A 12,198-nucleotide genomic window follows, 5' to 3' on the forward strand; every position below is an offset into this window, starting at 1 on the left:
AGAAGCCCAATGCCCCAGACCTCGATTAGCTTACCCCGTATTGTCATCATCGGCGGCGGCGCGGGCGGCCTCGAACTCGCCACCCGTCTCGGCCACAGCCTCGGGCGAAAACGCGCCCATATCCTGCTGGCGGACCGCAATCCCTCCCATCTGTGGAAACCCCGCCTGCACGAGGTCGCGGCCGGCCTGATCGGAAGCGGCGACGACGAAACCAACTATCTCGCCCATGGCTGCGTGCACGGGTTCGATTTCGCCCTCGGCAGCCTGCTGTCGATCGATCCGGCAAACAGGACCGTGACGCTAGACCGCGTGCTGAGCGCGGCGGACGACACCGAGGTGCTGGGCGAGCGCACGTTCCCCTACGACACGCTGGTGCTGGCACTCGGCAGCCGGGTGAACGATTTCGGCATTCCCGGTGTTCTCGAATACTGCCACATGCTCGATAGCCCGGCGCAAGCGCTGAAGTTGCAACGCGCGTTCCTGGAATCGGCGATCCAGGTCGGCGCGGGCCGGCTCGACAGGGTCCGCGTCGGCATCGTCGGCGCGGGCGCCACCGGCGTCGAACTCGCCGCCGAGCTTTACCATGCGGTTCATGCGATGGAGCGCTGGGGCGGCCTCGGCGCCAGCGGCAAGCTCGACATCACGCTGGTCGACATGGCCTCGCGCATCCTGCCCGCCATCGACCCCAAGACCTCCCGCCACGCCACCAAGGTGCTGGACAAGCTCGGGGTCCGCATTCTGCTCGGGGAAAGCGTCGAGCGGGTCACGGCCGACGCCCTGCACCTCAAGAGCGGAGCCACCGTACCCTGCGAGATCAAGGTCTGGGCATCCGGCGTATCGGGACACGATACCGTCGCAGGATTGAAGGGCCTGTCGCTGACGCCGGGCAACCGGATCGAGGTCGATGACCACCTCGCCTGCAAAGGCATGACCGATGTCTTCGCGATAGGAGACTGCGCTGCCGCGCCAGCCCATGGCGGCAATTCCCTCGTGCCCCCGACCGCGCAGGTGGCGCATCAGGAGGCTGCCTATCTCGCAAGGCTCATTGAGCGCCGCCTGTCCGGCCACAGCATCGGCCCGTTCAAATACCGGCCGCGCGGCACGCTGGTATCACTCGGAGAAGGCGGTGCGGCGGGTGAATTCCCGACGTTCAGGTACAGCCAGTCGATCTTTCCGGCCAACGGAAGCCTCGCCAAGGTGCTGTATGTCTCGCTCTATCACATGCACCGCGTCGCCCTGCACGGCTGGCTGCGGGCTGCGGCGCTATTCGTGGCCGACAGGCTGCGGCGCACCACTTTGCCGCCAGTTAAGCTGCACTAGGTCGGCAATTGCGCTAGGCCCGGTGCTCCCCGGAAGCCTCGTGCAACTCGCGCATATAGGCCAGCCCCTGCACGGCCAGACGCTGGCCGTCGTGCTGGCCTTCCGCGGTCAGTTTATCGAGATAATCGGTCAGCTTGATGCGCGAGGCTTCAAGCTCAGCTTGATCCACGCTGCGCATCATGGCGAAGGTCGTCATCACACGGTCGATCACATCATCCATGGCAAGCCTCGCTGTTGGAAAGCGTTTGGCATACCAACCCTTCGAAGGTGGAAAAGTTCCCGTTTTGCAACTCGCCAGCAGCCGCCATTCCGGTCTTATGACTTGAAAGCCGCCGCCACCGCCTCGCCGACCGCCGCCACCGCATCGTTGCGTTCATCCGCCGATGCGGCGGTTTGCGTCAGATACACCGCGACGATGATCGGCGTTGCATCGGGCCGCCACAGAATGCCGACATCGTTGGTGGAGCCGCGTTCCCCGCTTCCGGTCTTGTCTCCGACCCGCCAACTCGCAGGGAGCCGGGCGCGCAAACGCGTATCGCCTGTCTTGTTCGCGAGAAGCCATGCCCTCAACTGCTCCGACGATGCCTTTTCCAACGCTCCTCGGAACATCAGCTTGCGCAAATTCTCCGCCATAGCGGCAGGCGCCGTGGTGTCGCGCGGATCGCCCGGCGTGGCCTCGTTCAATGCCGTTTCAGTGCGGTCGAGCCGGGTTATGGGATCGCCCAATCCGCGCGCGAACGCCGTGACGCCGGATGGGCCGCCTATCATACCGAGCATGAGATTACCGGCCGTGTTGTCGCTGAGCGTGATCGCCGCCTCGCACAGTTCGGCGACGGTCATGCCGCTCTCTATATGTTTCGAAGTGGCGGGAGAATAAGTGACGAGATCGCTCTTTGAGAAACGCACGCGACGGTCGAGCGTCTCCCGCCCCTGCTCGACCCGCTTGAGGATCGCGGCGGCCGCCATCAGCTTGAACGTGCTGCACATCGGGAAGCGTTCGTCCCCCCGATAGCCGAAACGGCGATCCGATCCGGTATCGAGTACGGCGACGCCGAGTCTGCCTTTCACGTTGCCTTCGATGCTGGCGATCTTCTCCTTCATATCCAGTGGCGATTGCGCAAAGGCTGCGCGCGATGAACCCCTCGCCCCAAGCGAGATAACCGTTCCGATCAGAAAAGTGCGCCGTGTCGTCATCATCCCTCGGACTGGTACGCCAATAAAAAAGCCAGGGCAGCTCGCGCTGTCCTGGCTTAGGAAAGCCGTCAGATACGGCTTTCGGATGGCAACGGTGAAGTTACTGGAACAACTTCATCGCATTGATCAGCGTCTGGGTCACGCCGGCAATCAGCGGAATGCCGACGAAGCCCCAAGCGATAATGAGTTGCAGCGGAGACGTTCCGCCTTCTTGCGTGGTCTGCATGACAATCTCTCCTTATGCCTTGGCGCTAGCCAGCGTGTTGACAGCGGTACCCGGCTTGTCTCCCACCATGTGGTAGCGGGAATGCACCGCCTTGACCAAAAGGTTGCAGATGAAGCCGATCACCAGCAGACCTGCCATGATGTACATGGTGTTGTTGTAGGCCTGCGCTTTCGGAACGCCATGAGTGATGTTGTACTCGCGGAGATAGTTGACGATCACCGGACCGAAGATGCCGGCCATCGACCAGGCAGTCAGCAACAGGCCGTGGATAGCGCCGACATACCGGACGCCGAACATGTCCTTGAGATAGGCCGGCACCGTCGAGAAGCCACCGCCGTACATCGAGATGATGACGAGGAAGCAGCAGACGAACAGCACGACGTTTCCGGACAGACCGGCGTAAGGCACGGTGCAGTACAGGATGAAGCCGAGCACCATGAACACGAAGTAGGTGTTCCGCCGGCCGATGTAGTCCGACAGCGATGCCCAGCAGAACCGGCCACCCATGTTGAACAAGCTCATCAGACCGACAAAGCCCGCAGCGGCAACCGGCGTGATGTGACCCGGGAACATTTCCTGGCTCATCGCCGAAGCCTGACCGAGCACGCCGATGCCGGCGGTCACGTTCAAGCACAACACCCACCAGATCAGCCAGAACTGAGGGGTCTTGACAGCGTCGTAAACGAACACGTCATTGCGGGTAATCATCTTGTTCGTGGTCGCCGGTGGCACGTAACCCTCTGGCATCCAGCCCGCCGGCGGGACGCGCACGATGATCGAGCCGACGATCATGAAGCAGAAATACACCGCGCCCAAAATGACGAAGGTTTCCATGACACCGATGTGCGTCGGCGTATTGAACTTGCTCATCAGCCAGACCGAGAGCGGCGAGGCAATGAAAGCGCCGCCACCGAATCCCATGATGGCCATACCCGTGGCCATGCCGGGACGATCCGGGAACCACTTGATCAGCGTCGAGACCGGCGAAATGTAGCCGATGCCGAGCGCGATGCCGCCGAGCACGCCGTAGCCGAGATAGATCAGCCACAGGGCATGGAGATACACACCGATCGCCGACAGGAAGAAGCCACCGGCCCAGCAGCAGGCCGCCGTGAACATCGCCTTGCGCGGGCCGCCTTCCTCGACCCAGCGGCCGAACACCGCCGAGGAAACGCCAAGGAAGAAAATCGCGAGCGAGAAAATCCAGCCGAGCTCGGTGAGTTTCCAATCGCCCGGCGCCGATTGCGTGATGCCGATCAGCTTGGTCATCGGCAGGTTGAACACGCTGTAGGCGTAAGCCTGACCGATACAGAGATGAACGCACAGCGCCGCTGGCGGAACCATCCACCGGCTGAAGCCGGGTTTCGCGACCGTGTTCTCACGGTCTAAAAATGAAGCCATTTGTTTTCTCCCCTTACAGCCACTTCTGGAGGGTGGTCTGCAATCCCATGTGCGATCCAGTTTTCTCCATGCCTTCGCTTGCAAGCGAACAAGGGGACGTTGCCCAAGACATCGACGAGTCCGCGAGGATCACGACGCGCGGTATTCAAATGATCTAAACCCGACAGACTCCTGATATTCCCTATCCATCTAAAAGATAGATGGTATCTATCGGATTTGGACAGAAGGCGCGACGAATGTCGATCATCCAAAGGTAGAACAGCAGCAGAGTGTTCAAGCTAATGCTGCCACTGCGAATGGAATTCGGCTTCATATTATCGGCTGACGATGGAATTTCCGGCGGAGACTATGCGCGGCCGAGTTTCTCGATCAGGAAGACGATCCCATCCGTATCGTGCCTGACGATCTCGATGCGATCACCGGTCTCTGAAATCAGATGAGGAAGATCGATCGCCGCGAGCGGATCGGTGCAGACGACCTCGAGCCTGTCGCCAGGTTGCAGGGATTTCAGCGCCTTGCGGGTCCGCAACACCGGCAGAGGACATTTCAATCCGCTCAGATCGAGTTTGAGGGAAGGCATTGCCGCTACAGCAAACTCGAGTACGGTAGAAAACTCAGCATATCGCCCGGCTCGACAGTGGTGACATTCTCTTCCAGTTCGGCAAGGCCGTCGGTCGTGACCAGTGACGATAAAAGCGCCGCGCCGTCGCGTGAAAACTTCAATGCCTCGAAAACACCGTCTGGGCCCTGCTCCAACGTCACACGGATATATTCGCGGCGGCCGGTCTTCTTGCGATAGTCGAACTGCGCGCGAACACGCAAGGGGACGAGCTTGGGCAGTGTTGTCCCGGCAAGGGTGAGAATCGCGGGCCGCGCCACGTAGATGAAAGTGACAAACCCCGCCACCGGATTGCCTGGCAGGCCGATGAACGGCGTGCCGTCAATCACTCCCATCGTGACCGCGCGTCCCGGCTTGATCGCCATGCGCCAAAGCACCAGAGATCCGATCGTCTCGATCGCCGCCTTGACGTGATCTTCCTCGCCTGTCGAAACTCCGCCGGTGGTCAGGATCAGGTCGCAATCCCGCGCGGCCTGCTTCAACGCCGCGGCAAGCGCCACCCGATCGTCGCGAAGAATGCCGAGATCGATCACCTCGCAGCCCAGACGGCGCAGCATCGCGCCCAGCATGGTGCGGTTGGAATCGAACAGTTGCGACGCCGTTCGCTCTTCCCCCGGCGCCACCACCTCGTCGCCGGTCGAGAAAACCGCCACGCGCGGACGCCGGCGCACCGCGAGTTCGGTCACCCCAAGCGCCGCGGCCAGCGCGACGTCCTGCGGGCGCAGCAACCGCCCTTTCGGCAACGCGCCGGAGCCCTGCGAAATATCCTCACCTGCCAGACGCACGTTCGCCCCACGCGCAAGGCCTGGCGGCAGTAGAACGGCGCCGTCTTCCGCCAGCTTGACATCTTCCTGCATGTAAACCGTGTCGGCGCCGGCAGGCATCGGCGCTCCCGTGAAAATCCGGATCGCGTGACCGGGCAGGATCTCGCCGCGCGCGCTGGCGCCCGCCGCCACGCGGTCCTGCACCTTGAACACGCGTGCTTCGCCGCCGGGAACGTCCTCGCCACGCACCGCATAGCCATCCACGGCCGAATTCATGAAGGACGGAATATTGATCGGCGCGATCACATCGGCGGCGAGGATTCGTCCATCCGCCTTGGACAACTTTACATTCTCGATGTCCTCGATCGGTGTCAGGCGCGACCTGATAATGGACAACGCCTCATCCACCCTCATCACCGGGCCACCGAATGCAAAGCAGTCGTCCGAGAGTTGCGCCATCTTTCAACCCGTCACGCGCGCGAAAAGTTCGTTACGATTCTCGGCGTGTGCTTTCACGAAATCTGCAATCGCAGGAATGTCGTCAAGGTCGAACATCGGCAGCCCGCTTTCCACCCGGGTGTCCGCCGCGACAGCGATGATGTTCGGATCGTTTGGAAACATCAGCGGCTTGGCGTTTTCCGCGCGATAAATCTCGATCTTGCGGTGCCCCTGCGCCTTGAACCCCTCGATGATGACGTAATCCACGGACGCCATTTTCGCCAGCAGCTCGAAAAGCGAGGGTTCGGGATCGCCGCGCAGTTCGTTCAGCAACGCCCACCGTTTCGTCGAGGAGATCATCACCTGTGTCGCCCCGGCCTGGCGGTGGACCCAGGAGTCCTTGCCCGGCTTATCCAGATCGAACTCATGATGGGCATGCTTGATGACGGAGACACGCGCACCCTCGCCGATCAGATGCGGCACGAGGCGCGACAGCAGCGTGGTCTTTCCCGCCCCGCTCCACCCGGCCAGCCCGATGACCCGCATCACGTTCTCCACTCTATCCTCAGCGTGCTATAGCGGGACTGTCGCTCGGCACAAGGCCGCAAAGTGCCGAATCGATGCGGGTTTGAGAAATCATGGCAACGGATCGCACGATAGAAGATAACTATCCGCCCACGCCCGGCGTGCTGCTGGCCGGGGGGCTCGCCCGCCGCATGGGTGGGGGCGACAAGCCGATGCGGCTGATTGCCGGACGGCCTATTCTGGAGCGTGTGATCAGCCGTCTCGCCCCGCAATGCGATGGCCTTGTGCTCAATGCCAACGGTGATCCGGCTCGTTTCGCCGCATTCGGTCTGACGGTCGTGCCCGACGATGTCGCGGACTTCCCGGGACCGCTCGCAGGCGTGCTGGCGGGCCTGGAATGGGCCGCCGCGAACCGCCCTGACGCCCAATATGTCCTTACTGCGGCCGCCGACTGCCCCTTCCTGCCGCGCGACCTTGTGTCTCGCCTGCATCAGGCCCGGCGTGACAATGACGCAGAGATTGCGGTCGCCGAATCCGGCGGCCAGCTACACCCGATCATCGCGATCTGGCATGTCGATCTCCGCCATGCCATCCGGCACGCCCTGACGGTCGAGGATTTCCGCAAGGCCCATGCCTTCGTGCGGCGCTTTCGGCCGGCGCAGGCCTCATGGCCGACCGCGCCGCTCGATCCGTTTTTCAACGCCAATCAGTCCGGTGATCTCGAAGAGGCAACGCGCCTCGCGGCGCTCGACGGCGGTTGACCACCCCTCTGAAGTCCGGCCGCTCTTCCCGCAGAGCCACGCCACACCCTCGGACAACAAAAAAGGCCGGCTTTCGCCGGCCTTTTCGTCGGATCGCGATGCGATCAGATGATCTCAGTACTTCAGATCTCAGTACTTGGCGACAACCGGGCCACCCCAGTTGAAGTGGTAGTTGATACCAGCCTTCACAGTGTGAAGGTCGTCGCTGTAGCGCAGGACCGGACCAACGGCGTCAGCCACCGAGGTGTGGCCGAAGTTGTAGTACTGGTACTCGATCTTCGCCGACCAGGCCGGAGCGAACATGTATTCAAGGCCGGCGCCGACGGTGTAGCCGGTGTCGTCGCGGGTGGTCACGAACGGAGTGGTTCCAGCCATGCTGTTATCGCGGAACGCCGCACCGCCCTTGGCGTAGATCATGCCAGGACCCCAGGTGTAGCCGAGACGGCCGGTGACCGAAGCCAGCCAGTCGCTCTTGGCGGTGTACACATCCGTGGCCGTCACGAAGGTGCGGTTGTTGCTCGACAGGCCGCTGAAGTCACCTTCAATGCCGAACACCCAGTTCGGAGAGAACTGGTAGTTGTAACCGATCTGCGCGCCACCCAGGAACGCGCTCTTGTTGTTGCTGGCAATGCCGGTGCCGGTGAAGTCGGTCACGCTGTTGCTGCCACCGAACGCGCCGCCAATGTGCGCACCGATGTAGAAACCGGTCCAGTTGTAGATCGGAGCGACGTAAGCCGGCGCCTTCGTATAGGGGCGGGCCGCGAGGTCAGCAGCGAACACCGAGGTCGAGCTCAGAGCCGCGACGGTGACTGCAAGAAGAAGCTTCTTCATAGTGGTAGTCTCCCAAACGTCCGTAGAAGTCGAATGAGCGTTATTGATCACGATGCGTCGCAAAATGCTGTAGCGAAAACACCACAGTGAACTTTCAAAAACCGTAGCGTAAACAAGGCAATAACGTGGCGAATCCACACCCGGGCCGGGATAGAACAAATCAGGAATAATCGGTATTTTAGAACCTCTTGGCCGCTCCGGTGGTCTGTTTTCCTCCTTCGGGCGAAGGATCGAGGAACGAATTCTTCTACGCCCCATTGAGTCGGCTGGTCCGAGTAAACCGGAGTTGATCGATGGCGTCCCGCGCGAACTGGAAGGGCTTCCTGCGTTTGTCCCTCGTCACCTGCCCTGTCGCGCTGTTTCCCGCGACATCCGAGTCGGACAAGATTCGATTCAACCAGATCAACAAGAACACCGGCCACCGGATCAAATACGCCAAGATCGATGCCGAGACCGGCGAGGAGGTCGAGCGCGAGGACATCGTCAAGGGCTACAAGGTCGATGCCGACACCTATGTGCAGGTCAGTGACGACGAACTCGACAACATCGCCCTGGAATCGGCCCACACCATCGACATCGACGAATTCGTGCCCCGGGATGAAATCGATAACCGTTTCCTGATCCGCCCCTACTACATCGTGCCAGACGGCAAGGTCGGCCACGATGCGTACACCGTGATCCGCGAGACGATCCGCTCCATGAACATGATGGCACTGGGCCGCATCGTGTTGACCAATCGCGAGCACGTCATCGCGCTGGAGCCGCTGGAAAAGGGATTGGTGGGCACGCTGCTGCGCTTCCCCTACGAGGTCCGCGACGAGGCCGACTATTTCGGCGACATCAAGGATGTCAAAGTCACCAAGGAAATGCTCGATCTTGCCAGACACATCGTCGAGGGCAAGACCGGCGAATTCGACCCCGATCGTTTCGAGGATCACTACGAGAGCGCGCTGGCCGATCTCATCAGCCGCAAACGCGCCGGAGAAACGATCAAGGCACCGAGCACGCCGCGCGAGAGCGGCAACGTCATCAACCTGATGGATGCGTTGCGCAAGAGCCTGAAAGGCAATGCCAAGTCCGAGCGCCGGGCCGCCCGTGCGGCTCCCCGCGCGACCAAAAAGCAGACCCGCTCAAAGGCGCGGGCGCGCAAGGCCGGCTGAAAAGGATTGAAGGCGAAAAAACCTTACTTCTTCTGTCCATGGGCGCGGAAGACGACCGGCAGCGTGAAGGTCAGACCTTCGTCCGCAACCAGCGGCGGCGGCGCGGGCACCGGGTCGGAACGCTTGAGCATGGCAAGCGCCGCCTGATCGAATTCGGGATTACCCGAGCCCTGAACGATCTTGCTCGAAATGATGTGGCCGGTCCGGTCAATCTCGAAGCTGACCATGATCTTGACGCTGACATCGGAGCGGTCCGGCGGATAGCGCTTGTGATGGTCGAGATGAGCCACCAGTTCCTTCTGCCACGTCGTCTTGATGCGCTGCTTGCTGGCACCGGTGCCCTGGGCAAGCGTCACCGAGCGGTCGGACTGCTGGGCCGATTCCGAGGTCGGCATCGCGGTCGCTTCCGATGCCACGGATTCCTGCGATGGCGCCTGCTGCCGTGCCGCGACGTTGGGATCGTCCTCCTTCGGGTCGGTGGACTTGTCGGGAGACACGACGCGGTCAGGGTTCTCGGACTCGATCGGCTTGTCCTGCGGCAGGTCGGTCTTCTTCACCTCCGCCTTCTGCTCGACCACCTGCGGCGAAGCCGCGGACGCTTCCGTGTCGGGCCCCGGCGGCAGATCGGTCGGCTCGCCGCGCGGCGCAAGGAATTCGAGGCCCACCTCGATGCCTGCCGCGCCCAGCTCATCGTCCTCGGCCGTATCCGTCAGACTCGTCACCGCGATGGCCGCAACCGCGCCGTGCAGGATCAAGGCTGCGATAGCGGCGAACATCCATACGCGCCTCGACGGGTCGGTCCAGAGCCGGTTCAGGAACATTGCACTTCCGGTTACTGTGGCTTGGCCGCCGACGGGATGGCGGTGCCTGTGCTGTCTGGCACCCCTTCGAGCGCCACCAGCGCTACTTTCAGATATCCGCCGGCGCGCAGAATTTCGAGAACGTCCATCATGTTGCCGTAAGACACCGCGCGGTCGGCGCGCAGGAAGATACGGCGGTCCTTGTTGCCCTCTCCTGCCGCATCGAGCACGTTGACGAGATCGACCCGTTTCACGGGAGTCTCGCCGACAGCGACGGCCAGATCGGATTTGATGGTCACGTAAGTCGGCTTGTCCGGCTTCTTGGTCGGCGTCGCCGTCGAGGACGGCAGATCCACCGGCAGATCGACGGTGGAGAGCGGCGCCGCCACCATGAAGATGATCAGAAGAACCAGAATGACGTCGATAAACGGCGTGACGTTGATCTCATGCGTTTCGCTGAGATCGTCCCCGTCATCGACATCGTTGAACGTAACCCCCACGAGCCGTCTCCGTTATTCGGCCGCGTGCGAAATCGCGCCATGGCCGCGATCGAGATCGCGCGACAAGAGGCGGCCCGCCGTGCCGGACGCCTGGCTGACAAGCTCCAGATAGCGTTTCGTCACGCGCGAGAAGTGATTGTAGATGATGACGGCCGGGATCGCCGCGACGAGACCCATGGCGGTCGCGAGCAAGGCTTCCGCGATGCCCGGCGCGACCACGGCGAGATTGGTGGTCTGCATCTTCGAAATGCCGATGAAGGAATTCATGATGCCCCAGACGGTACCGAACAGGCCGACGAACGGCGCGGTCGCGCCGATGGTCGCGAGCATGCCCATGCCGAGGCGCATCCGGCGCGCCTCGCTGCGGGTCAGTTCGGCGAACAGCGAGGCCGCCCGCTCCTTGATGCCCGCATCGCCGACGATCCCCGATGACAACCGCACTTCATGAACGGCCATCGCGAGGAAAGATGACAGCACCGTCTTGCCGGTGCCGAGCGCCATGCGGGCTTCGGCCAGCGTGCGCGAATTCGACACCGTGCGGAGCGCCGCCTTGAGCCGCTGCTGCGCCACGAATTGCTCGCGCATTTTCGCAAAGCAGATCGTCCACGTCATCAGCGAGGCGAAAGCGAGGCCGATCATCACCAGCTTCACGACGATATCGGCCGACATGAACATCGACCACGGCGAAAGGTCATGCGGCACAACCGACGCCTTCGCAGCCTCGGCGGCGGGCAAGGCAGTCGGAGCCGGTGCGGCAGCCGCAGGCACCGCGGTGGCCGGCGTAACCGCTGAAGGCGTGGCAGGCGCGGGAGAAGTGACCGCGGGGGTGGCTGGCCGCGCAGGAGCAGCTTCCTGTGCCAGCACGGGTACAGCGCCCGCCAGACAGGCGACAATGGAAAGGCACGTCATCAAGCGAATGGTTTTCATACGTCGGCCCAGTAGCGAATGAGGTTGTGATAAATGCCGGTCAATTTGACCGTTTCAGGGTCGTCCCGACCCAGCCGTTCGACCAGCGCCTGAACAGCCGTATCGAGGTCGAAAATCATACTGCGCGCATGGGCGTCGCGTACCATGCTCTGCAACCAGAAGAAAGACGCCACTCTGGCTCCTCGGGTCACGGGCGTGACCAGATGCAAACTAGACGCAGGATAAAGTACCAGATGCCCCGCAGGCAGCTTGACCTCATGGGAACCGTAATAATCCTCGACCGTGAGGACGCCGCCCTCATAGTCCTCCGGCTCGGAGAGAAACAGCGTCACCGAGAGGTCGGTGCGGATGCGCAGGCCGGTCAGGCGATCGCCGCGCACGGCGTTATCGACATGGACCCCGAAATGGTGGCCGTCCGAGGCCGCATAGCGGTTGAACAGCGGCGGAAAGATATGCTGCGGAATGGCGGCGGAAATGAACAGCGGGTTTTTGGTCAGCGCGCTGAGAATGCGCTGCCCGAGCACACGGGCGGTTTCGCTGTCGGGCGGCAATTGCTCGTTGCGCTTCACCATCGCGGACTGCGCTCCCGCTGTCGAGCGGCCGTCTTCCCACTCCGCCGCATCCATGATGCGACGGAAGTCGGCGACCTCGGCTTTGCTCAGAATATCGGGAATGCAGATTAACATGCCGGACTCGTGTTGTACCGGGTCCTGTACACCCAGGACCCGGTAG

Annotated in this window: 15 protein-coding genes; 3 read left to right on the forward strand and 12 right to left on the reverse strand. The window is 62.1% G+C overall.

Annotated elements, in window-relative coordinates; translation table 11 throughout:
• The first annotated feature begins 9 nt into the window (after positions 1–9).
• Positions 10–1,320: an NAD(P)/FAD-dependent oxidoreductase gene (locus AFIC_RS10925; protein ID WP_275246264.1), complete on the forward strand. Its 1,311-nt coding sequence runs from the start codon at positions 10–12 to the stop codon at positions 1,318–1,320.
• 13 nt (positions 1,321–1,333) lie between these two features.
• Here the strand turns inward: AFIC_RS10925 and AFIC_RS10930 are convergent, their stop codons facing one another.
• The 7 genes from AFIC_RS10930 to mobB all read right to left on the reverse strand — a co-directional run bounded on the left by AFIC_RS10930 (position 1,334) and on the right by mobB (position 6,508).
• Positions 1,334–1,540, reverse strand: coding sequence for a hypothetical protein (locus tag AFIC_RS10930; RefSeq protein ID WP_275246265.1), 207 nt, complete (start codon positions 1,538–1,540; stop codon positions 1,334–1,336).
• A 95-nt stretch (positions 1,541–1,635) separates the two neighbouring features.
• Positions 1,636–2,514: a class A beta-lactamase gene (gene bla, locus AFIC_RS10935; protein ID WP_275248702.1), complete on the reverse strand. Its 879-nt coding sequence runs from the start codon at positions 2,512–2,514 to the stop codon at positions 1,636–1,638.
• 100 nt (positions 2,515–2,614) lie between these two features.
• Entirely contained in the window at positions 2,615–2,740 is a 126-nt protein-coding gene (locus AFIC_RS10940) for an MFS transporter small subunit (protein WP_275246266.1), read from the reverse strand.
• A gap of 12 nt (positions 2,741–2,752) precedes the next feature.
• Positions 2,753–4,141 (reverse strand): L-lactate MFS transporter, encoded by a 1,389-nt coding sequence (locus tag AFIC_RS10945; protein ID WP_275246267.1) that lies wholly within the window; start codon positions 4,139–4,141, stop codon positions 2,753–2,755.
• Positions 4,142–4,487: 346 nt separating this feature from the next.
• Positions 4,488–4,721, reverse strand: coding sequence for a sulfurtransferase TusA family protein (locus AFIC_RS10950; protein WP_275246268.1), 234 nt, complete (start codon positions 4,719–4,721; stop codon positions 4,488–4,490).
• 5 nt (positions 4,722–4,726) lie between these two features.
• Positions 4,727–5,983: a molybdopterin molybdotransferase MoeA gene (locus AFIC_RS10955; protein ID WP_275246269.1), complete on the reverse strand. Its 1,257-nt coding sequence runs from the start codon at positions 5,981–5,983 to the stop codon at positions 4,727–4,729.
• Positions 5,984–5,986: 3 nt separating this feature from the next.
• A complete protein-coding gene (gene mobB, locus AFIC_RS10960) occupies positions 5,987–6,508 on the reverse strand; it encodes a molybdopterin-guanine dinucleotide biosynthesis protein B (RefSeq protein WP_275248703.1) in 522 nt (173 codons plus the stop codon).
• Between the two features lie 92 nt (positions 6,509–6,600).
• Between mobB and mobA the strand changes: the two genes are divergently transcribed.
• Positions 6,601–7,248 carry a molybdenum cofactor guanylyltransferase MobA gene (gene mobA, locus AFIC_RS10965; protein WP_275246270.1) on the forward strand — a complete coding sequence of 216 codons (648 nt, stop codon included), beginning with the start codon at positions 6,601–6,603 and terminating at the stop codon, positions 7,246–7,248.
• A 129-nt stretch (positions 7,249–7,377) separates the two neighbouring features.
• Here the strand turns inward: mobA and AFIC_RS10970 are convergent, their stop codons facing one another.
• Positions 7,378–8,079, reverse strand: a complete 702-nt coding sequence (locus AFIC_RS10970) for an outer membrane protein (protein WP_275246271.1) — start codon at positions 8,077–8,079, stop codon at positions 7,378–7,380.
• Between the two features lie 293 nt (positions 8,080–8,372).
• On the opposite strand from AFIC_RS10970, the gene ku reads away from it, so the two are divergent.
• Positions 8,373–9,239: a non-homologous end joining protein Ku gene (gene ku / locus AFIC_RS10975; protein ID WP_275246272.1), complete on the forward strand. Its 867-nt coding sequence runs from the start codon at positions 8,373–8,375 to the stop codon at positions 9,237–9,239.
• 23 nt (positions 9,240–9,262) lie between these two features.
• Here ku and AFIC_RS10980 read toward each other — a convergent pair whose 3' ends face one another.
• Genes AFIC_RS10980 through AFIC_RS10995 form a run of 4 tightly spaced genes read right to left on the reverse strand, consistent with a single transcriptional unit; the run spans position 9,263 to position 12,152 of the window.
• The gene (locus tag AFIC_RS10980; protein ID WP_275246273.1) at positions 9,263–10,060 is read right to left on the reverse strand and encodes a TonB family protein; all 798 of its coding nucleotides are present in this window, start codon (positions 10,058–10,060) and stop codon (positions 9,263–9,265) included.
• 11 nt (positions 10,061–10,071) lie between these two features.
• A complete protein-coding gene (exbD, locus tag AFIC_RS10985) occupies positions 10,072–10,539 on the reverse strand; it encodes a TonB system transport protein ExbD (protein ID WP_275246274.1) in 468 nt (155 codons plus the stop codon).
• 12 nt (positions 10,540–10,551) lie between these two features.
• Positions 10,552–11,466 carry a tonB-system energizer ExbB gene (gene exbB, locus AFIC_RS10990; protein ID WP_275246275.1) on the reverse strand — a complete coding sequence of 305 codons (915 nt, stop codon included), beginning with the start codon at positions 11,464–11,466 and terminating at the stop codon, positions 10,552–10,554.
• Positions 11,463–12,152, reverse strand: a complete 690-nt coding sequence (locus AFIC_RS10995; RefSeq protein WP_275246276.1) for a Fe2+-dependent dioxygenase — start codon at positions 12,150–12,152, stop codon at positions 11,463–11,465. The genes exbB and AFIC_RS10995 overlap by 4 nt, the downstream gene beginning before the upstream one ends.
• Positions 12,153–12,198: the final 46 nt, after the last annotated feature.

This window comes from [Pseudomonas] carboxydohydrogena (assembly GCF_029030725.1).
In the GTDB taxonomy this organism is placed as follows: domain Bacteria; phylum Pseudomonadota; class Alphaproteobacteria; order Rhizobiales; family Xanthobacteraceae; genus Afipia; species Afipia carboxydohydrogena.

Bases quoted from the DNA above. Each gene is read 5' to 3' on its own strand.
- AFIC_RS10980 (WP_275246273.1), bottom strand. From the start codon at position 10,060: ATGTTCCTGAACCGGCTCTGGACCGACCCGTCGAGGCGCGTATGGATG.
- ku (WP_275246272.1), top strand. From the start codon at position 8,373: ATGGCGTCCCGCGCGAACTGGAAGGGCTTCCTGCGTTTGTCCCTCGTC.
- AFIC_RS10930 (WP_275246265.1), bottom strand. From the start codon at position 1,540: ATGGATGATGTGATCGACCGTGTGATGACGACCTTCGCCATGATGCGC.
- AFIC_RS10950 (WP_275246268.1), bottom strand. From the start codon at position 4,721: ATGCCTTCCCTCAAACTCGATCTGAGCGGATTGAAATGTCCTCTGCCG.
- mobA (WP_275246270.1), top strand. From the start codon at position 6,601: ATGGCAACGGATCGCACGATAGAAGATAACTATCCGCCCACGCCCGGC.
- bla (WP_275248702.1), bottom strand. From the start codon at position 2,514: ATGACGACACGGCGCACTTTTCTGATCGGAACGGTTATCTCGCTTGGG.
- AFIC_RS10970 (WP_275246271.1), bottom strand. From the start codon at position 8,079: ATGAAGAAGCTTCTTCTTGCAGTCACCGTCGCGGCTCTGAGCTCGACC.
- AFIC_RS10995 (WP_275246276.1), bottom strand. From the start codon at position 12,152: ATGTTAATCTGCATTCCCGATATTCTGAGCAAAGCCGAGGTCGCCGAC.
- AFIC_RS10940 (WP_275246266.1), bottom strand. From the start codon at position 2,740: ATGCAGACCACGCAAGAAGGCGGAACGTCTCCGCTGCAACTCATTATC.
- AFIC_RS10925 (WP_275246264.1), top strand. From the start codon at position 10: ATGCCCCAGACCTCGATTAGCTTACCCCGTATTGTCATCATCGGCGGC.
- AFIC_RS10945 (WP_275246267.1), bottom strand. From the start codon at position 4,141: ATGGCTTCATTTTTAGACCGTGAGAACACGGTCGCGAAACCCGGCTTC.
- exbB (WP_275246275.1), bottom strand. From the start codon at position 11,466: ATGAAAACCATTCGCTTGATGACGTGCCTTTCCATTGTCGCCTGTCTG.
- AFIC_RS10955 (WP_275246269.1), bottom strand. From the start codon at position 5,983: ATGGCGCAACTCTCGGACGACTGCTTTGCATTCGGTGGCCCGGTGATG.
- mobB (WP_275248703.1), bottom strand. From the start codon at position 6,508: ATGCGGGTCATCGGGCTGGCCGGGTGGAGCGGGGCGGGAAAGACCACG.